At 53.1% G+C, this 19,921-nt stretch carries 14 protein-coding genes and 1 pseudogene; 10 read left to right on the top strand and 5 right to left on the bottom strand.

Annotated elements, in window-relative coordinates:
* The first annotated feature begins 208 nt into the window (after window positions 1–208).
* From KO116_RS02405 to KO116_RS24465, 3 genes are all read left to right on the top strand, one after another.
* Complete coding sequence (locus KO116_RS02405; protein ID WP_035560449.1) at window positions 209–1,516, top strand: ATP-grasp domain-containing protein; 1,308 nt, start codon at window positions 209–211, stop codon at window positions 1,514–1,516.
* A 160-nt stretch (window positions 1,517–1,676) separates the two neighbouring features.
* A complete protein-coding gene (locus KO116_RS02400; protein WP_035560446.1) occupies window positions 1,677–2,480 on the top strand; it encodes a M48 family metallopeptidase in 804 nt (267 codons plus the stop codon).
* Between the two features lie 374 nt (window positions 2,481–2,854).
* Window positions 2,855–3,869, top strand: a protein-coding gene (locus KO116_RS24465; protein WP_144408548.1) for an IS630 family transposase whose coding sequence is annotated in 2 segments (ribosomal slippage) — window positions 2,855–3,250 and window positions 3,252–3,869 — 1,014 coding nt in all. Because the reading frame shifts where the segments join, the coding sequence is not laid out codon by codon here.
* Here KO116_RS24465 and KO116_RS02380 read toward each other — a convergent pair.
* Window positions 3,831–4,466 carry a PRC-barrel domain-containing protein gene (locus KO116_RS02380; protein WP_045812051.1) on the bottom strand — a complete coding sequence of 212 codons (636 nt, stop codon included), beginning with the start codon at window positions 4,464–4,466 and terminating at the stop codon, window positions 3,831–3,833. The genes KO116_RS24465 and KO116_RS02380 overlap by 39 nt on opposite strands.
* 227 nt (window positions 4,467–4,693) lie before the next feature.
* Window positions 4,694–5,449, bottom strand: a complete 756-nt coding sequence (locus KO116_RS02375) for a PRC-barrel domain-containing protein (protein WP_035563912.1) — start codon at window positions 5,447–5,449, stop codon at window positions 4,694–4,696.
* Between the two features lie 453 nt (window positions 5,450–5,902).
* Between KO116_RS02375 and KO116_RS02370 the strand changes: the two genes are divergently transcribed.
* From KO116_RS02370 to KO116_RS02360, 3 genes are read left to right on the top strand one after another with little or no spacing between them, the layout of a single operon-like run.
* A complete protein-coding gene (locus KO116_RS02370; RefSeq protein WP_035563915.1) occupies window positions 5,903–9,685 on the top strand; it encodes an AsmA family protein in 3,783 nt (1,260 codons plus the stop codon).
* On the top strand, window positions 9,685–10,002 hold the full coding sequence (locus tag KO116_RS24065) for a BON domain-containing protein (protein WP_052703706.1): 318 nt from the start codon (window positions 9,685–9,687) through the stop codon (window positions 10,000–10,002). Before KO116_RS02370 ends, KO116_RS24065 begins: the two co-directional genes overlap by 1 nt.
* Before the next feature lie 39 nt (window positions 10,003–10,041).
* The gene (locus tag KO116_RS02360; protein ID WP_035563917.1) at window positions 10,042–10,626 is read left to right on the top strand and encodes an exopolysaccharide biosynthesis protein; all 585 of its coding nucleotides are present in this window, start codon (window positions 10,042–10,044) and stop codon (window positions 10,624–10,626) included.
* A 58-nt stretch (window positions 10,627–10,684) separates the two neighbouring features.
* Here the strand turns inward: KO116_RS02360 and KO116_RS02355 are convergent, their stop codons facing one another.
* Window positions 10,685–11,881, bottom strand: a complete 1,197-nt coding sequence (locus KO116_RS02355; RefSeq protein WP_035563919.1) for a toxic anion resistance protein — start codon at window positions 11,879–11,881, stop codon at window positions 10,685–10,687.
* A 134-nt stretch (window positions 11,882–12,015) separates the two neighbouring features.
* Window positions 12,016–12,957 carry a cobyrinic acid a,c-diamide synthase gene (locus tag KO116_RS02350; RefSeq protein WP_035563922.1) on the bottom strand — a complete coding sequence of 314 codons (942 nt, stop codon included), beginning with the start codon at window positions 12,955–12,957 and terminating at the stop codon, window positions 12,016–12,018.
* 336 nt (window positions 12,958–13,293) lie between these two features.
* Here KO116_RS02350 and KO116_RS02345 point away from each other — a divergent pair, with 336 nt between their 5' ends.
* Both KO116_RS02345 and KO116_RS02340 read left to right on the top strand, forming a co-directional pair.
* Window positions 13,294–14,916 (top strand): BCCT family transporter, encoded by a 1,623-nt coding sequence (locus KO116_RS02345; RefSeq protein ID WP_035563925.1) that lies wholly within the window; start codon window positions 13,294–13,296, stop codon window positions 14,914–14,916.
* A 458-nt stretch (window positions 14,917–15,374) separates the two neighbouring features.
* A complete protein-coding gene (locus KO116_RS02340) occupies window positions 15,375–15,599 on the top strand; it encodes a BBE domain-containing protein (protein ID WP_035563928.1) in 225 nt (74 codons plus the stop codon).
* A 349-nt stretch (window positions 15,600–15,948) separates the two neighbouring features.
* Here KO116_RS02340 and KO116_RS02335 read toward each other — a convergent pair.
* Window positions 15,949–17,249: pseudogene (locus KO116_RS02335) on the bottom strand (IS1380 family transposase).
* A gap of 494 nt (window positions 17,250–17,743) precedes the next feature.
* Between KO116_RS02335 and gdhA the strand changes: the two are divergent.
* Both gdhA and rnk read left to right on the top strand, forming a co-directional pair.
* The gene (gene gdhA, locus KO116_RS02330) at window positions 17,744–19,096 is read left to right on the top strand and encodes an NADP-specific glutamate dehydrogenase (protein WP_035556615.1); all 1,353 of its coding nucleotides are present in this window, start codon (window positions 17,744–17,746) and stop codon (window positions 19,094–19,096) included.
* A 110-nt stretch (window positions 19,097–19,206) separates the two neighbouring features.
* Window positions 19,207–19,620, top strand: a complete 414-nt coding sequence (gene rnk, locus KO116_RS02325) for a nucleoside diphosphate kinase regulator (protein ID WP_035556612.1) — start codon at window positions 19,207–19,209, stop codon at window positions 19,618–19,620.
* Window positions 19,621–19,921 lie beyond the last annotated feature (301 nt).

The following is a 19,921-nucleotide window of genomic DNA, read 5'->3' as shown; positions in this document are numbered from 1 at the left end:
AAGTTCTACAGCTGTTCAACAATAACTCTACAGTTTAATTGCCATTTGTAACCATATCGACTAGGTTAGTTACAACGGGTGCGCTAATAACTTTTCTAATGCTGGCTGACTCAATCGCTCCTGGACACTTCTGACTGTGGCTCAGCTCACTTGGTGCGCTCCAATCTCAGCACAGTCAGTTTGGGTCAACCAGCAAGGAGGACATCGAATGTCGATTACATCAGAAAAGCAATTACCCGAAGCAGTAGCGTCTTGGCGTGATCCAGAAATGGACTCGGTCAAAGGCACAGAGACTCCCAAAAACCCCAATAAAGGCTATATCGCCTTACTTGGCTGGAGTATCAACGCGATCAAGGCTGCGCAGAAATTCGACCGTCGATATATCGTTGTTGCTCCTGAATGGGCAGCGGATTTCTGTACCGCGAACAACATCCCTTTTCTTCCGTGGGACTTTATCCGGTTAAACGACCGCTCCATGGAAATCGCCGAAAGGCTAAAAGAGGAAGGCGTCGATATCGCCATCCCACTGTTTGAAGAAACCGTTGAATGGTCCGGTGCGATCAACTCGGTTCTTCTCGACAGTCCTCGTATGTTCGGCCAGTCCATTTTGTTCCGTGACAAGGCGTTAATGAAGCGTCGTGCCCAGCTTGGCGGTATTCGCGTCGGTATTTTCGAAGAGGCGCATGAGAAAGAAGACATCGTTCGCTTCATGAAGCGCGTCAACCAAACGCTGCTTAAACTCGATGGCGACCCGGATGACCCGATTCACGTCAAAGCATTCGACAAAGCCGGTTGCCTCGGTCACCGAATGATTCGCAAGATCGAAGAGATCGACAACATTCCGGACGAAGAATATCCCCTGCTAATGGAAAGCCATCTGGATGGCTGGGAGTTCGCCGTTGAGGCCTGGATACACGATGGCAAAATCCAGTTCCTGAATATTTCAGAATACGTGACGCTTGGCTATTCGGTATTCGTACCCGCGACGGCGGAACTCGAGAGCTGGCGCACCGCGATCACTAAACAGATCGAGCTGCTGATCAAAACGTTCGATATTCAGTTTGGCTTGATTCACCCCGAGTACTTCGTCACAGCTGATGGCGAGATGTACTTTGGCGAGGTTGCCTACCGCCCACCCGGCTTCAAAGCCTTCGAGCTGATCGAAAAAGCCTACGGATTCAACGCCTATCAAGCATCGATGCTAGTGTTCGATCCGAAAAGCACAAAAGAGGAAGTCGCAGCGTTCTTCCCCCGCGAAGTGGTCGATGCGAAAGGCTACGCCGGTTGCTTCGGTGTGTACCCACGCCGCCGGGTGGTCAGCAAGCTGGAAATGCCCAAAGAAACGATTGAGCATCCCTATTTCGAGTCCCACGAACTGGTCGCGCCAGCAGAAGAAACCGTTCCTGACCGCTCAGCCTTCGGGACACACTGGGGCCTGCTCTTCTTCTTTGGAGACGACCCCATCAAAATGCGCGATCTATTGAAAGCGCAGGAAGATCTGGATTTCTACGTCTAAAAAGCTTCAAAACAACAGGTTTCATTATGGGCGCCCTATCTGCAATAGTTGCTGATAGGGCGCCCTTTTTTACCCGCGCTAGCTCTTTCAGCATTGAGGTTTGGTTCTCCCCTTGGCTAAGGCCAAGGTATACTCGCTTGATTTATTGATGAGAGATGCGATGCGCCCACGACGCCTGTTGCGACTATTATTACTGCTCCCTCTGGTACTGCTAACCGGCTGCGATGAAACGCCGACTGGTCGCTCCCAACTGACATTGGTACCTGAAAATTTAATGACACAGATGGGCGAGGATACCTTCGACCAACTACGCCGTGACCAGCCGGTGTCACGTGATGCAGCCGCTAATCGCCAGGTAGCGTGTGTGGCCCAGGAAATAATAGCCGCCACCGAGGCCATCTATCCGGCTGACGAGTTACCGGAGGTCTGGGAGGTTGTCGTCTTTGAAGATGATTCTCCCAACGCCTTCGCCCTACCAGGCGGACGCATCGGCGTGCATACCGGCCTACTCCAAGTCGCCGAGACGCCAGACCAACTGGCGGCGGTGATCGGCCATGAAGTTGGTCATGTGCTGGCTGACCATGGCAATGAACGCCTTACTCAGCAGCTTGGCATTAAGGCCGGGATGCTAGTGGTAGGATTGTTAGGCGAGGGAGACATGGGACAGCAGCAGTTAATGCAGGCATTGGGCCTCGGCGCCCAGCTCGGCATCACCCTGCCGTTCAGCCGCGCCCACGAGGAAGAAGCCGATCTGATGGGCCTGGCGATCATGGCGCAGGCAGGATTCGACCCGCAAGAAAGCGTGGCACTGTGGCGCAACATGGCAGCGGCTGGTAGCGGTCAGCCTCCTGAATTTCTCTCTACGCATCCCGCCCATGGGTCGCGCATTACGGCATTACAACAGGCAATGGAAGAAGCCATGGCGACCTATCGCGCTACTACCCCGGCGGATTGTAATGGGTGAAAGAGGTGCTAATGGCTATCACAGAGTGCCCGGTAGCGCTTCATAGAGAAGATTGATAAGGACAACACTGATAAGCACAGCACCATGCGTTTTAATCCAATACGCTCTCGTAGTTGTCATAGTCAAAAACAGGAAGCTCTTTAACCTCATCACTAGCGTAAGGAAGCTGATAGTGAGAACTGCCAGACCGCCAGCCTTCAGGATAACCGTAAAAGGGGAATGCGCGGGGGCCTGAGCCAAACTCCTCCCTCAATGGTTTAACAATAATAGCCTGCATAATGCCATTATTTGTAAATAGGGCGTCCGTAATAAGTAGCCGAACACAAATTTTCCGCTATGCTTATAATTCTGACAATTGAACCAGGACGATGAGCATGACATTCCGCTTTGTACTACCTCTGTCCGACACCGACCTTCAGGCGCTCATGACCACCCATACGTATGGAAAAAAGCCTGCCTTGCGTCGCCGTGCCCATGCCATCGTGTTGAGCCATCAAGGACACACTATCAACCAGATTTGCAACATCCTGTCTGTCACACGAGAGACGGTCTCGCTCTGGTTCGATGCTTGGGAAGCACAGGGACTCGAAGGACTCAGTGATAAGCCTCGTACTGGTCGTCCTTCTATCTACAGCGACGAGGAGAGAGAACGGTTACGGGCGCTTATAGAAGAACAGCCTCACCAGCTGAAAGCGATCCAGGCACAACTCCAGCAGGAAACGGGAAAATGTTCGAGCACCATGACGATCAAGCGAGCATTAAAAAAAACTGGGGTATAGCTTCAAACGCGCTCGGCGATCTCTTAAGGATCGGCGTGACGAGACGGACTTTCGTAATACCCAAGGCCTACTGGCCGAGCTTCAGCGCTGGGAAGCGCGAGGCGAAGCTGACCTGTACTACTTCGATGAGTCTGGCTTTTCCCAGTCGTCGGTCTTGCCTTACGCTTGGAGTCCCGTCGGATCTCCTCGAAAGATGCCCGCTTACTCACGCAGTCAGCGTTTGAATGTACTGGGCTTCCTGAGTCGCCAAGGCAAGCTGATTTACCATTCGACAACAGACACCGTCACCACCGAGGTTGTTATCGAAGCCTTTGATCACTTTATTACCTGCAAATCGCCGGATACCTTTGCCATTGTGGTGATGGACAACGCCAGTGTTCATCGCTCGGCCCTGTTTCAACGCAAGCGACAGGAGTGGCTGAATCAGCGGGTTTATGTGATCTACCTTTCCTCCTATTCGCCAGAATTGAACCTAATCGAGATTCTCTGGCGCAAGGTAAAGTATGAGTGGTTGCCACTAACGGCTTATGAAAGCTTTCAGTCCCTGAGACAACATGTGCAGAAGGTGTTGTCAGGCTATGGCAGAGAATATCGGATTTCTTTTGTATAGGTACTTATAACCATAGCCCTTTTCGCTTTCTATGCTGGCGTAATCATCAATGATGTCAGATATTTTCCATGTCTGTGGTCCCGTCGCAACGTCCTCTTCCACAGTGCTCACTCGCTCCATTTCTTGTTTATAAATATAGGCTTCATCAATCGTAACATTCGTAAAAAGGTCATACTCCTCGACGTTCTCCTGCCGTACAGGGACTTTGACCCCCGCTTCATACAGTTCGACTTCATCCCAGGGGATGGCAACATGCCTGTCTCCGCTATCCCACATCCCGCCTACTTCGGCGATCACTGTGACAATTTGGTTCTGCTGGTCTAACACGATGTTTACTATTTCTCCTATTTCATCTTCTTGGGGGGAGAACACCGTTGCCTCTAACAATGCTTCTGCCCGAAACCCGCTCTGTTCGTAAATAGCACTGTAATCCCATTCATTGAGCGGCCTAGTGGCTTGAACATGCTGTGTCTGGCTTAGATTATTTGGGTCGGTTTGCTGTTGAGAGAGTGAACTATCAATGTCTGCATAGACATGCATCGGCAGAAGGGAAGCCATCGTGAGTAGCATTAAGCGAGATAAATTAGCTGTTTTCATCGACAGTCACCTGTTTCTTGAATAACGTTTTTAATATCTGTGCTCTGACCGTTTCTCAGCAAATCCATTATCAAATAACGCAACGCTGCGAAAATAAAGGATCGATAAGCTTATGCGCTTTACATACCGCGCACAGGCCGGTTCCTTAACGGCGCCTCGGTAGCTACCAACGCACTCGTTAAGAAACCGGCATTTCTATTCGCGAGAATGAATTAAGCCATTAACGATTAATCATCTAATAAGTCTTCATATTGATCGAAATCGAAAGACTCCATGCCACCTACTTCATCTTCATTATACTGCGTATAATAAGCTGTCTGGCCTGGGTTCCAGCCATAGCCATACCCATAAAAAGGATATGCGTAGGTGCCAGCACCAAAATCAGCGCCTGTCTCTACGATGACCGCTTGCACTTCGCCTTCACGCGAGAAGAGAATGTTGTCGATATAGCCGTAGCCAATGCCATCCCCTACCGTTGCATAGTCGTCAAGCAAGTCAGTCAGCTTCCAGACACCCGTTCCAGCTTCAACATCATCCTCAACTTGCTGGGTTCGGCTAAGGTCTTGCTGCGAAATATACTCTTCAGCGTCAAACAGCCCATAATCATCGGCGTTGTCCTCAGTGACAGGTACCCTTACGCCGTCGTCATGCAGCTCAACCTCTTCCCAAGGCACTAGCACGTGGGTATCACCAATGTCCCACAAACCACCTACCTGGGCGATGATGGCAGCAATCTTATTGTCCTGGGTCACTAGCACGTTTTCGACACTGCCGATCTCATCCTCATTTTCACCAAAGACCTCAGCATCTAAAAGGTTGTCGGCTTTAATACCGCCTGTTTGATAAATCTCTTCATAGTTCCAATCCCCAAGGGGTTTCACGCTCTCTTGCTGAGACTGGGTTTGCTGAGCATTCGCTTGTAAAGCGGCGGCAGTGGCCGTTACTGCTAACGTGGTGACACAAACATTCCGTTTGATCGACATTTTCTATCTCCCGTCTGTTGGTGTATTTTCACGTTAGAAAAGAGCACTCTTTCTGTAAAGCGTACTGCTTTAAGCGTTACCGAACCGCAGCAACTTAACTTACAGCTCTCAATCAGCTCCCAAGCCGCTGATATTAAATGACTTTAAAATAAAAACAAAAATATCTTCGCCCCTTTTGCGTATTTTCTCTCAAATTAGTCAGGCTGTTTTTTAAAAAAAGTTATTAAGTCAACATCACTCTTTAATCTTTCTTTAAATTATTTATTAGTAGCCTAACAAAAATAGCTTTAACCATTATTAATCACATAACTCAAATGCAAATACTTACCTCAGCGACTACATTAATAACATAAGTGCAAGTAGTATATTAGGAACATTGTTCCGTATTCAGCTTATCAAAAGGTAGCCAATATAATGCTGCATCGGGATCCCAAACGTCTAAGGCGATGGTGGATGGCGCCGTTCATCGGTGTCGCGCTTATCATGGTTACCTTAGCGTTAATGCCCTGGAATTTTTTAAAGCCTGTCATCACTGACCGTATCGAGCAGGCAACGGGTCGCTCAGTGGCGATCCACGGTGACGTGGAAATAAGCCTGTTTCCACATCCTCAGCTTGCGCTTCATCAATTGGAAATAAGCAACCCCGATTGGACTACCGCTGACCACCTGTTGACTGCCGAGCAAGTCACATTGACGCCCTCGCTCATCGATTTGCTGCAAGGCGAATTGACGCTGGAGAAGCTGAATTTTTCTGGTTCGACACTTAACCTGGAGCAGCGCGACAACGCACCCGCTAACTGGGTATTGGTCGATGAGCGAACCACTCAATCAGCGCCGGCAGAAAACGACTCCTCTTCTTTCTCAATGCCCTCTCTAGCAGTCTCCGACTCAACGGTGCGTTATTGGCGCGCCAATGCTGACAGCCCGCTATCGGTAGCTATTTCGTCCCTTCAAACACAGGCGGGGGACGAGACTTTACGCACACAGGCGACCTTGAACGTTCAACAACGAGACATTGAGCTGAAAGCCCAAACGGATACCGTCGCTGCGTTCCTGGTTGAAACCAAGGGGTTCAGCGGCGACATTTCTCTCAGCGCTGGCGAGAGTCAGCTGACCACGACATTCGAGCTTCCCCAAGCGCCTTCATTACAACGCTTTCAAGCGAGTGGCGAGCTTAGCTTGCATCAACTTCGCGATTGGGCAGAATGGTTCAAACTGCCTCAGATCGCGCTTGAAAACCTTGAAATAGCGGCTGACCTAGAACGTCAAGATAACCAGTGGCGATTACATAACGTGGATGCCTCCACGGCCAACAGCCAGCTCAGCGGTGAACTCGCGATAGATACGTCCGGTGAAGCGCCCAGCCTTGACGGCCGCTTGCATACTTCGACAGTTGATGTGGCTGCTTTACGGTCAGCCTTGCCAGAAAGCGGGGAAAGTCAGGGCCTCTCGATACCCGTACTACCGGCCGTGCGTGGAAACGTATCAATCGCCGCCGACCGCCTAATTCTCAAACAAGCAACGCTGCTTAACCTGCAAGGGACGCTCGAGCTCGCTGATCACTCGGTCGCCCTCACCCCGCTCACCTTCGACATCGCGGGCGGCCATGCCCAGGCAGATATCGCGCTCACCAGCAGTCCCGAGAGCGTTCAAGCCGACGCCCAGATAGCCTTAACGCAACTCGATCTCTCGCAAATCGATCAAGCACTGCCGCCGGGTAACCTTGTAAGCGCTGATATTTCGCTTGAGCTTAAGCCCATGGAACAGCGTCCTACGCTAGCCACCGAGACCCTGCTTACCCACCTGCACATCGGCCACGCACGGTTTGATTATCAGCATCAAAACGCAGACACCCATCTTGAAGGCACCCTCGCGGCCAGCGAAGAACAAAATCCGCCTGAGCTACTGCTTAACGTCAACGGCACTTGGCGTAGTAAGCCATTGGAATTACAGGCCCAGGGAGCGCCATTAACGCGCTTGTTGGATCTGGAAAACACCACATTGCAGCACGATTACCCGCTGCACGTCGATGCCACTTCCAACGCTGTCCGGGTGCAGGCGGAGACCACCTTGGCATCGCTACTATCGCCCCAAACGTTTGCCGCCGACATGACCCTCACCGCCGACAGTGCCCAGCAGTTGGAAGACTGGTTCGGGCCGGTGCTGCCTCCACTGCCTGGCTTTAGGCTTACCGGCGAGTTAGTACGCGATCATGATCAGTGGAGCGCCACGGGCCTTGAAGGACGCATTGGCTCCACCCAGGTGAACGGCAGTATCGAAGTACTCAGCGGTGAGCGGCCGTTGGTCGAGGTGGATCTTGAAGCCGGGCGGATCTACCTGGCGCAACTGATTGAAAGGACGACCCCCACCGAGAGCGAAGAGGCAGAGAATGAATCTTTCCTGGCGCCACTGCGAACCTTCGATGGGCAACTGTCACTTAACGCCAATACGCTAGTATTACCCAACGGCTTGGCCCTGAACGACTTGACGCTCGCCGCCAACCTGGAAGCAGGCCAGCTGGAAGCCGAGCCGGTTCGGTTTCGCCTGGGTGACGGTTCGCTTAGCGCCAGCTTAACGCTGGATGCAGCGCAGCCACCTGCGTCGGGGCATCTTGATATCGATGTAGATAATATCGCCCTATCCAGGCTGAGCGACACCTTCACGCCCATCGAAGATCGGCTCGGCAGAGTATCAGGGGAACTCCATCTGGAAATGAGCGAATCGCTACCAAGCGAGAGACGTGATGACCTGCTGTTGCCGTTCATCGGTCGCCTAAAGTTCGAACCCTCAGAGCTAAGTTTCAGTGACCCGCAAGCCGACACTGACTTGACGCTAAGCATTGAAAGCCAAGCGCAAACGTTTCACATGCAAGGCGAAGGTCACTACGACAGTGCCCCCGCCTCTTTTAACCTACACGGCGATCCACTGCTTAATGCGCGCGACCCGAACCGCCTCTATGCGGTGGACCTCGAGGCAGATATCGTCGATACGCACATCCGTTTAGACGGTACGCTTCTGCGCCCCCTGGAACTGGAAGGGCTGAATCTTCAGCTCGCTCTTGAAGGGCCGAACCCCCAACGCCTGAGCCGCCTGCTAGGCATCTCCCTGCCGGAGCTTCCCGCCTACTCGGTCACCGGCGAACTTGACCTGGAAGACCAACGTTGGACCTTCACCGATATCCAGGGCGTCATCGGTGGCAGCGATCTCAATGGCCATCTGGCACTCGACACAAATGTAAGCCCCCTTCACGTGAGTGGAGAACTCAGCTCAACACATCTCAATATTGAGGACCTGGGCTTGCTCGCAGGGGAAACCCCAGAGGAGACCAGCAACAAAGACCGCTTCATCTTGCCCGACACCGAAATAATCACCGAAGCATGGCAAGGTGTATCGGCAGATGTCAGCTACCGGGGGCAATCGGTGCGTGCCGACGGTATTCCACTGAGTAACGTGGTTATCGATTTTGTGCTTAAAGAGGGGCGGGGGCGCTTTGAGCCCATCGGTTTCGGCGTCGGGGAGGGAAAGGTTGATCTCATACTCGATTTGAAAACTAAAACTCACCCTCCCAGCGGCACGCTGCAAGTGGAAGTGCAGCGAGTGGATCTCAACGCTGCCTTACGCCATTGGAATCTGGCTGATGAGAGCGTGGGTATCATCGGAGGGCGCGGCAAACTTTGGATAGAAGGCTCCTCGATTGCAGAGTTGCTGGCCTCGGCCGACGGCGGCGTAGTTTTACTGATGAACGACGGAAGACTCGACGCCTTGCTGGTGGAGATCGCGGGGCTTGATGCTGGCCAGACATTTCTGAGCTGGGCGCGGGGACGCGACCCGATCCCGATTGATTGCGCTTATGCTGACCTCCAAGCAAGGGACGGCGTTACCCAGTTGGATACGTTCGTGGTGGATACCGGCGACACCACGTTCACCTTGGGTGGCCAAGTGGACCTGAATACGGAGCGCCTGGATATCAGCATCATCGCCCATCCCAAAGACCCCAGTGTCTTTGTCGGGCGTTCTCCGCTTCACTTGGGTGGCACCTTCGATAACATCGAAACGGGCGTGCACCGCGAAGCACTGGTGATGCGTGCGGGCGCCAGCGTGGCGCTGGGGGCCCTGACTGGCCCAATCACCGCCCTCTTACCGCTGGTAGAGGTGGGCACAGGCCCCAGCATGCAATATTGCCAAGGGTTAATTAGCCGTTCTCGTGACGCCATTCAAGAGGGAGATATGGAATAATGCGCCCATACTACTGGTTCAACAGCAGGCTATTAGGCTGTCTGCTGTTAATCTTATTGCTGGCTGGCTGTGCAGGCTCGCCGGTCAATGAATCAGCAAGACTTGAGCAGCAAGACTCTCTCGCAGCGGTTCAAATCAAGGCTAGGCTTCTCGAAGCAATAGAGCTGGCTGGCTCGGCCATTGATGTGGATCTGGAAGGTGATCGAGCCATTCTGAGCGGCTTTGTTGAAACGTCACAGCAGCGTGACCGGGCCGAAGCCATCGCGCATGAACAAGATCAGGTGAAGACGGTGGAAAACAACATTACCGTTAAATAGGAAGGATTGATTTTAAGGCTCATTACGCGGAGAACAGGGATGAACCAGCCGTTGCAAAACCTCGAACAACTGCTTGATCGAGTGGGCGAGTTAACACACCACAACGATCACGTCTCAATCGAGATGGTCGTTGAATCGATTGGCAGCCGTTCATTTGGGCCGCTGTTGATGCTAATTGGCATCACGCTATTTTCGCCTCTCAGTGGTGTACCTGGCATGTCGTTCTTCATGGGGTTGTTCGTATTGCTGGTAGCCGTACAGATGCTGATCGGCCGGAAAAAATTTTGGTTGCCCCATTTCATCCTCGACCGCTCGGTTGAGCATAACAAACTGCAGAAGGCTCTCGATTGGCTCAGCAAGCCAGCACGGGGCATAGATCGCGTTCTTAAACCACGGCTAACCTTCCTAGTACATAGAGGGGGCAGCTATGGCATTGCCGTGCTGTGCGTCATCGTCGGCCTATGTATGCCGATCATGGAACTGGTGCCCTTTTCTTCTTCGGCTGCCGGGCTGGCTTTGCTAGCGCTAGGGCTTTCACTGGTGGCCCACGATGGGCTACTCGCCCTATTGGCGTTTGTTATCTTCGTCGCCACGTTCACGCTTATCGCTGTCAACCTACTGTGATTGATCCCGACAGCAGCACTATGAGATAACGCGAAACAAGAGGCTCCTTAATGACGCATTAGCTGGGGGCTTGACCGTCCTGTGGTTGCGATTGGCTGCCCTCGCGGAGGCGCTCGATGGAGGCGTTTCCCTGCTTCGCCAAGGTCGCCAGGCGGTCGATTTGCTCATCCAGCCGCGGCAAGGCCTCCTGCCGATAGCTTGAGAGATCATCGATCGCCCCCATCACCTCGCTGAAAGCCTCCTCAAGCACTTGCATATCAAGCATCGCTGAGGAAGCGCGCTTCTGGATATCGACCCCTTGCTGGCGCAGCGCCTTGGCGGTCCCACCAATCATCTGCGACGTGGTGGTGTTGAGGGCTTCGATGCGGTCCAGCACCAGGCGCTGGTTAGCCATCGCCATGGCGACGGTCACCGCCACGGTAAGGGCTGAAACAGTGACGTTAATGGCTCTGTCTACACCGCGCATCAATTCCCGGTTATTGCGGATGATGACCTCTAGCGCCAGCACGCCCTGCTGACTCACCGCCAGTTGCTGTTGGAGGTCGACTATGCGCTGGCGCAGGGGAAAGAGCAGTTCCTCCTCAAGGAAGTGACGCCGCGGATCATCGGCATCGCGAGTGGCAATCTCTTCCTGCAGGCGGCTATCAATCAAACGGCCCAGCGCAATTTGGCGGTTCAGCTCAGCAAGGATTTTATTTAAAGCCTGCTGGTCATCGCTCAGAGTAACGTTGTCACGATGTAGCATATCGCGACCGCCTTTCAACTCCTCGATAATCGCGTCTAGCGCCTGTTGGGCATTTTCGAACTTCTGGAAGTAGCGCTGCAGGCGGCTGTCGACGCCAGGAATGAGCGCCATAACACGATCCAGCGCGCTCGGCGCTAGGCGATGGCGAGCGGGATCAAGGCCCTCCATGCGCCCGCGCAGATCGACCAGCGCCTTGGCTACCGGCCCACCTTCATCGCCCTGATGGGCTAACTGACACAGCGGTGTTTGCAACATGGCACTACGATGCGCGGCCTGCTGCTGCAACTCAAGCCCCATCTCGTCTACGGCCCGGCGCTGGCGAGCGATGGATTCCTCGTCATTCTCGGCGAGGATATCCTCGACAAAGCGGCCGGCCATCGCCTCAAGCTCAGGGTCGATGGCACGCTCATCGGGGTCGACCGATTCTTCCTGGTTAGCCCCCAGCTGACTGGCAATCTCGTCCACCGGCGGCAGGGAGAGGCGACGTTTGTCATCGGGTTGCTGAGCCATAAACATCTCCTGAGCTATTGAAAGAAGCCGTTGTGAAAACCGCATGACACCATTGGCACTGAACCATTGGCACTGAACCATTAACACAGAACCATTAACACAGAACTTTCGGCACAGTAGCATCGTCCGCTGGATTAATCCTTGCGCGTATAACGATCCGCGCCTTCGACGAAGCGGTGTAAATCCTCCAGTGCCTTTTCGGTGGTAACCGACGCCTGTGGGCGCGCTGTCTCGATGCGCGCCATGGAAACAGCGGTATCGTCGAGTACGGTCAGGGCCGATTCGATACGGGCAGAAAGCTTATTCAACCGGTGCTCGGTTTCCACCAGCAGATCCAGGCGCCGCACCAGGGCAGCGCGCTCTTCCTCGCCCAACTGTTTGCCCTCTTGGGCCAGGCGGCTGCGCACGTAATTACCGTCTACGCTAACCCCCCCTCGCGCCTGGGACGCCATAGATGTCAGCGTATCCACCGCGCCGAGACAAACCTGCGTGACCAGACCACGCGAGCGCTCGAAAGCCATCTCGCCTGTGTGGAATCGGCCGCTTAGCACGTCCATCACATGCCGATAGCGGCTATAGAGACGATCCGCCTGAATGGCGAGATCGGGGCGATGCACGTCAAGCAGGCTCTGCTTGGCCCGGCACATGGCGAGTACAAGATCATCGGCCCCCTCTGGCGGCCGACCAGGGTCGAGTACTGACACGCCAGCCTCATAGGCCTTGCGCTCCTCTTGAGCACGGCGCTTGCGTACCGCGGCCACTCGTTGAGCTTCCTGACGGCGCTCATGGCGTCGGGCCAGCCAGCCGCGCAGTGTTCGCTCGACTGGCAGCGCCACAGGAATAGCGACAATACCCGCCAGCCAGCCAAACAGGCTGGGACTGAAACCGCCCCATAGAGAAGTCAGCCACATCAGCATGCTGATAAAAGGAACCAGCAAGCAATAGCGGAAGATGACCTGCAGACGGCTGGGAGCCAGCACCGGAAGCGCCAGACCAGGGTTGAAAAGGCCGACCAATAGCCAGGGCAGGCAGGTCATAAACAGGCCATAGGAAAATCCCTGCAGGAATCCCAACATTGATACGGCTATCCTTCATTCATGAAACGCAAACACCAAGCGTAGAGTAACTGAGATGGCCCGCTCAGCACCAGTTGGGCACTCGCCAATGACTCTCTGAAGCCGGCCGATATCAATTCTCTTGGGTGCTTTGATCAGCGCGGATGAAGCATGCTGCCAAACACCTTCTATAACGAACAGCAGCCTATGGAGAAGAAGTACTCTACTTCGCCCAGCTTGGCGTAATCGGCCGACAACTCCTACGTTGTTTTAAGGACGGGTTGTAAAACCGGTTATAAAACTGTTTATAAGAACCGTTTATAAGAACTGGCTGTAAAGATACAGGGAGACGTAACGATGGATGCACTTGCGCGAAAGCTGGGCCTCAAGACGGACCCCACTATTTTTTTCACATCGGCAGGGATCATGATTATTTTCCTTGTGGCGCTGCTGATTGCGCCAGGCCCTATAGGGGAAGCCTTCGGCGCGGGGCGGCAATGGATCGTTACGAACCTTGGCTGGTTTTTTATTTTTGGGGTAACAAGTTGGGTGGCGTTTCTGCTGTGGGTGGCAATCAGCCGTTTCGGGGCAATACGCTTAGGTGGCAATGATGCGAAACCGGCCTATACCAACGCCTCCTGGTTCGCCATGCTGTTCGCTGGCGGTATCGGCACGGTATTAATGTTCTGGGGCGTGGCCGAGCCGATTTCCCACTTCGCTACTCCCCCAAGGCCGGGTGTCGAGCCCTTCTCGGTGACCGCCGCCGACGATGCCATGAGCTTCTCGATTTATCACTTGGGCCTACATACCTGGGCGATTTTCGCCATGCCGGGGTTGGCATTCGCGTACTTTATCTACCGTTACAACCTGCCGATGCGTTTCAGCTCGGTCTTCTTCCCGCTGTTAGGCGAGCGCATTCACGGCCCCATCGGCAAAACTCTGGATATCTTTGCCGTGCTCGGCACGTTGTTTGGCGTGGCGGTGTCTGTCGGCCTGGGCACCCAACAGATCAATGCGGGGCTAACGGAATTGTTTGGTGTTCCAGACGCGGTGCTGCCCAAGGTGGTGATCATCGCCGTCCTGACCACCGTCGCCGTGGGGTCGATCATCGCGGGCCTGGATTCAGGGGTGAAGCGGCTCTCTAATATCAATATCGGGATGGCCGTTGGCCTGCTGTTGTTTGTACTGTTTACCGGTTCAACCGTTTTCCTGTTACGTGCCGTTGTCGAAACCTTTGGCCTCTATATAACCAACCTGCTGCCCATGGCGTTTTGGAATGACACGCTGGCACGCTACTCCAGCGAAGGCGGCGCCTGGGGGTGGCAAGGCAGTTGGACGGTGTTTTATTGGGCCTGGACCGTCACTTGGTCACCGTTCATCGGTATTTTCGTAGCGCGGATTTCCCGCGGTCGGACTATCCGCGAGTTCGTACTCGGCGTGCTGTTCGCCCCCTCAATTTTTACGCTGATCTGGTTCGCGATCTTCGGCTGGTCGGCCATGGAGATTGACGGCATTGGGCCCGCGGCTCGGGAAGCCCTGGGTGACCAGGCAGGCGTTTTGTCCGCGGCCGTGGCCGAAAGCATTCCACTCGCCATGTTCGCGTTTTTCGATAACTTCCCCGCCGCAACCTTGATTCAGGGCTTGGCGGTGGTGATCGTCGCCATCTTCTTCGCCACCTCATCAGACTCCGCCTCCCTGGTCGTCGATATGCTGTGTACCGGCAGCGCAGACCCAGGCCCATGGCATCAACGTGTTTTTTGGGGTGTCTCCGAAGGCATGCTGGCCGCCATGCTTATCGTACTGGCAGGCGATGCCGGGCTCACCGCACTTCAAGAGGTGATCACCGTGGTCGGCCTGCCGATGTTTATTCTGGTGTTTATCATGATGTTCGCCCTGTACCGCGGCCTCTCCCATGAGGATCTGAGCGAAATTAAGGTAGGCACCCCACCCAAGCAGGAAGACCTAAAGCCGGAAGATTAGGTGGTATAAATTAGGGAGCTCTGAACCTGACATTCGATGCCGCTGTACCGCATGGGCCGGAGCAACGGTTAAAAAGTACCATTAAACTGCTCTCCATAATTCTTTTAATTCTTTACGACAATAAAGGTTAACGTCGCTTTGCTCGGATATAAATATTCACATAAACATGTCCAAATAAATAAGCGGCCTTATTGACAGGCGTGACCATACTGCGATTTGAGACTGGAGAAATATCCTAATACGGCCACTGTGAGGCATGCGGCTAATCCCCAGCCACATTGTCTTCCTCACTACCCCGTTCGGCGGTGCCTTCTGCGCACCGCCGAGCCCACTTAACGGTGGTGCGCAGAAGGCAGCTTACGTCAACCACAATCAAGGAGTTCAAGACCGGTTTCGCAGGAAGTGTCCTCCTTTCTGATACTCCTCCATACGACCAAGTGCGCCAGATATGGAACGCTATGATTGATCGCAGGCCTTCCATGTTGGCTCGCTGCACGTCACCTGCCGATGTCGTTCACGCCCTGAACTTCGTACGCCAACACAACGCGCCTTTCTCCATTCGTGGTGGCGGGCACAACATTGCCTTCGCCTATGGCGCGAGCTATGAGCGACTGGTGGCAATCAAGAAGCAGTACGACCTGGAAAATCTCTTCCGTATCAACCAGAACATCAGACCCGCCTGAGCTTTCCCCTGATCAACAGCGTGGTGACGATTTGCTCGGAGGGCTCCAGATGGCCAAAACGCCCGCTGGCCGGATCGGTAGCCTGATCACCTGAGAGTACTAACATCCGCTAGCGCGCTATGCCCTTTATATCCAGGCCATGGAAATCTTCATCAACTCGAGCTGGGAATCAAGCGACAACTGCCTAGCCTGGATTTCTCATAGTACCTCAGCCAGTACCGCACTCAGGCTGTAACACCGCTAAACACCTACTGGCTCGACTTACATCGGCTACTTTTTAACCACTTTCCGGCGTTCAGACACACTTCCCCCTTTCCCCCATTGCTTCGGGCCGGGGGCGCCCGAGCAGTCAGTTAGGAACCAACCGCCTGACGAGATCGGATAGCGCCGTTTTATAGGGGTAGCTGTCACTCATGAGTACTCGGATTCGACGCGTATTGCGGATGATGACCGCGCCTACTTTGATGAGCTTGAGCCTCAGGTTGCTCGGACTCATGCGCGCGAAGGGCGTGTGCTTCAGATAAGTCCGTAACCGCTCGAACAGCGTATAAGCGAAGCCCGACAAGATCAGCCGCCACTGATTGGCCCACCAGTGCGTGCTGGAGGTCCGGTCAGCAAACAGGCTCAGTTGTTGATCCTTGATCCGGTTCTCCATGTCACCCCGGGCACAGTACTGCTCGTAGTAAAGCTTGAAGCCATCATCGTAACGGGAACTGATGATAAACCGGGGATTAGAGCCTAACTCGCCTTCTTCTAGGCGGGCCACCACCCAGCGTGAGTATTTCCAGGAGTGGGCTTGATACTGGAAGCGGAACGTCCCCGCTACTTTCCCTCCCACCTGCCATTGGGTCTTGCGCACCAGCATCATGGGGACGTCCACTTCCTTGAGCAGCCGGCTGTTCTTGGCGATTCCCACGATGTAGTCGACGTGATGCCGATCACACCAGTTCAGCATCCGGGGACGACAAAAGTGGCTATCACCTCGTAACACGATGCGCGTATCGGGCCAGTATTGACGGATAAAGCGTACCAGTAAGGCGAGGATCGCCCAGCTATGGCGGCTGTCGCTGCGGTCACTGGTGCGCAGATAGCTCACCAGTAAGTGGCGCCCACAGAAGACATACAGTGGGAAGTAGCAGTGGTGATCGTAATAACGGTTAAAGAACTTGCCGGGTTGCTCGCCATGCACGGGGATGTCGGTGCCATCAAAGTCCAGCACGATCTCCTTTGGTGGTTCGTCATGCTGTTCAATGAAGTGATGCCACAGCAACTCATGGGCCTTCACTATTGCTTGCCGATCGGCGTTCTGCTCCACCCGGCACAGCGTCGACTTGCCTGCCAGCGTATCCTCTTCACCGAGCGCTGTCTGAAGGGCCTGATCATAGCGCAGGGCCTCATGGTCGTTGAAATCTTCATAGCCAGCGGCGACACCGAACACCCGCTGACGAACCAAAGTGTCGAGCTTATGACGAACCTGTTCCGGTGCGCGGGGATCATGAAGCACGGCGGCCAAGCGGCGTGTCAGGCGATGCTGTTTATCGACTTCACGAAGCAGGAGTAATCCGGCGTCCGACGTAATGTGGCCCCGGAGAAGTCGGCTTCAATTTGGCGGCGTGAGAGTGGCGAGAAGGTCAGCTTTTCAGGTACCATTTTGGAAGCGGCTGTTGGTGCTTGATGGATTGGTTAGGTTCTTGAAATCATAGCACTTTCAGCCGCTTTCTTTTATACCCTGTGAGAAATCCGGGCTAGCTACGCTTCGCCACATTGCCAAAGCAATATTGACAACGTCAACTTATAACTATAAATCAACACTCTTTAGTTTTAATGGTTCGCTTAATACATTACGGCCGCTTATAAGATTTACATTTATATAATCTCAAATATTATTTTATTAAATTGAACACTCCTAGCTTTCTGCATAGTAATTTGATTCACAAAAGACCTTAAATCGTTTAATAACCGTTTAACAGCTATTGAGAAATTAGTGCTTAAAACCGGTCGCTATCAAACTTTAGTCTTATTTTTATATAATTTTCTCATATACAGAACACGCATAGGCTATGCACAGAAGAGTGCTGCCAGTTAAATATTCCAACGCTCTGGCCAGCCAATACTCTGTTGAATAACGATGATGATATGCCCCTATGCCCTACGTTCACGATACGTTGACACGACTTAATAAAAGCAGCCCTGCACAGTCAGAATTTTACCAAGCCACCGAAGAAGTGCTCGAATGCCTACGCCCGTTAATCGAGCAGAGTGATTACTATCATCAACACAGCATTATTGAGCGGATAGTCGAGCCCGAACGGCAAATTATGTTCCGCATAAGCTGGGTAGATGATGCCGGCAGCGTACGAGTCAACAAAGGTTATCGCGTACAGTTCAACTCGGCCCTTGGCCCTTACAAGGGCGGTTTACGCTTCCACCCCAGTGTTACCTCAGGCACCATAAAATTTCTCGGCTTTGAGCAAATTTTCAAAAATGCGTTAACCGGTTTGTCGATCGGTGGTGGGAAAGGCGGCTCTGATTTTGACCCGAAAGGAAAATCAGATAACGAGATCATGCGCTTTTGTCAGGCGTTCATGAGCGAGTTATACCGTCATATTGGCCCCCACTGCGATGTACCTGCTGGTGACATCGGCGTAGGTACGCGGGAGATTGGCTACCTCTTTGGCCAGTACAAGCGGCTCACCGGGCACTATGAAGGCGTGCTAACAGGAAAAGGGCTTAACTGGGGAGGCTCGCTGGGCCGTAAAGAGGCCACCGGCTACGGCGCGGTGTACTTTGCGCAAAACATGCTGGCTGCCCGAGGAGATGAGCTTCGTGGTAAAGCCTGCCTCGTTTCCGGCGCGGGCAATGTAGCGATTTATACCATTGAGAAGCTGTACGAGCTGGGCGCTAAACCGATCACCTGCAGCGATTCACGTGGCACTATCCACGATAAAAGCGGCATTGATTTAGGCTTACTCAAACGGCTCAAAGAAGTGCAGCGCACCTCTTTAGAAGACTACCTGCATGAGTACCCTGACGCGCACTACATTTCTGCACGTGACTACCCCCAGGGTGGGCATGCCGTATGGCATATTCAAGCCGATGCAGCCTTCCCTTGCGCGACACAGAATGAGCTGACCGCAAGTGATGCGGAAACCCTGCTCGTTAATGGCATCACGTGTATTAGTGAAGGGGCCAACATGCCCTCTACCAAAGAGGCCGTCGACCTGTTTCTAAACGCTAAAATCGCCTATGGGCCTGGCAAAGCCGCCAATGCAGGTGGTGTCGCTACCAGCCAGTTAGAGATGGCGCAAAACAGCAGCATGGAGCAGTGGTCGCTAGAGAAAGTTGACCAGAAACTAAAACAGATTATGACCAATATCCACCGCCAGTGCGCCGACACCGCCGACGAATTTGGTGATAAAACCAATTTGGTACTCGGCGCCAATATTGCAGGCTTCAGAAAGGTGGCTGACGCCATGATTGAACAAGGCGTCACCTGATCGTCTTTATTTTATAAATCGCTTATACTGTAAAAAGCACGCAGTCCTTCCTTTATTGGGGAAGGGCTGTTTTTTATTGGTTTAAACTTATTGCTTTAAGGAGAGTCATCATGGGACAACGTCCTGCTATTATTATTAATCGTCTGGATGCCGAACGCCTCCAGCGCTTGATCGACAACGCATCCGATAAAGATATGGCCGTAGCTCAACTGCTTGAGGAAGAATTAGCACGAGGTGAAGTCTGCGATCCAGAGGATATTCCGGATGACGTAGTCAGCATGAATAGTCAGGTTCGCTTCACCGACCTCACTCGTGGGCTTAAGATGATTCGAACTCTGGTTTACCCGCACTCCCTGGAAAGCGTAGCGGACGGCATTTCGGTGATGGCGCCCATTGGCGCGGCGTTGATTGGCCTCAAGGTGGGCGACATCATCGAATGGCCATTACCCAACAATACCGAAACACGGCTCCGTATCGATGCCATTTATTGGCAGCCCGAACGCGAAAAGCAGTTCCACCGATAAGTCGCGCTAGAGAGTTCGCTAGTATCGGATAGAGAGAACTTCGTGGTATTAATGAAAAACTTATAAAGTATGAAAAATTGAAATTTATAACATCACTAATGCGTGATGCCAATGGGTTATAGAAAAAGAAAGTGCGTTTACTTGAACAAAAAAATATTAATAAAATATTAATAAAATATTAAATCAGCATAGGGAATCGTTAATTAACGATCATCAACCATTATCTGTTCAGCACCAAGGGCCGTATTGTCCGGCACGCTATCTGCGTGATAACTCGCTACACTTTATCACGCAGACCTCA

The organism is Halomonas sp. KO116 (genome assembly GCF_000734975.2).
In the GTDB taxonomy this organism is placed as follows: domain Bacteria; phylum Pseudomonadota; class Gammaproteobacteria; order Pseudomonadales; family Halomonadaceae; genus Vreelandella; species Vreelandella glaciei.
This window is presented reverse-complemented; position numbering and strand designations above follow the sequence as displayed.

Bases quoted from the DNA above. Each gene is read 5' to 3' on its own strand.
- KO116_RS02405 (WP_035560449.1), top strand. From the start codon at position 209: ATGTCGATTACATCAGAAAAGCAATTACCCGAAGCAGTAGCGTCTTGG.
- KO116_RS02400 (WP_035560446.1), top strand. From the start codon at position 1,677: ATGCGCCCACGACGCCTGTTGCGACTATTATTACTGCTCCCTCTGGTA.
- KO116_RS02380 (WP_045812051.1), bottom strand. From the start codon at position 4,466: ATGAAAACAGCTAATTTATCTCGCTTAATGCTACTCACGATGGCTTCC.
- KO116_RS02375 (WP_035563912.1), bottom strand. From the start codon at position 5,449: ATGTCGATCAAACGGAATGTTTGTGTCACCACGTTAGCAGTAACGGCC.
- KO116_RS02370 (WP_035563915.1), top strand. From the start codon at position 5,903: ATGGCGCCGTTCATCGGTGTCGCGCTTATCATGGTTACCTTAGCGTTA.
- KO116_RS24065 (WP_052703706.1), top strand. From the start codon at position 9,685: ATGCGCCCATACTACTGGTTCAACAGCAGGCTATTAGGCTGTCTGCTG.
- KO116_RS02360 (WP_035563917.1), top strand. From the start codon at position 10,042: ATGAACCAGCCGTTGCAAAACCTCGAACAACTGCTTGATCGAGTGGGC.
- KO116_RS02355 (WP_035563919.1), bottom strand. From the start codon at position 11,881: ATGGCTCAGCAACCCGATGACAAACGTCGCCTCTCCCTGCCGCCGGTG.
- KO116_RS02350 (WP_035563922.1), bottom strand. From the start codon at position 12,957: ATGTTGGGATTCCTGCAGGGATTTTCCTATGGCCTGTTTATGACCTGC.
- KO116_RS02345 (WP_035563925.1), top strand. From the start codon at position 13,294: ATGGATGCACTTGCGCGAAAGCTGGGCCTCAAGACGGACCCCACTATT.
- KO116_RS02340 (WP_035563928.1), top strand. From the start codon at position 15,375: ATGATTGATCGCAGGCCTTCCATGTTGGCTCGCTGCACGTCACCTGCC.
- gdhA (WP_035556615.1), top strand. From the start codon at position 17,744: ATGCCCTACGTTCACGATACGTTGACACGACTTAATAAAAGCAGCCCT.
- rnk (WP_035556612.1), top strand. From the start codon at position 19,207: ATGGGACAACGTCCTGCTATTATTATTAATCGTCTGGATGCCGAACGC.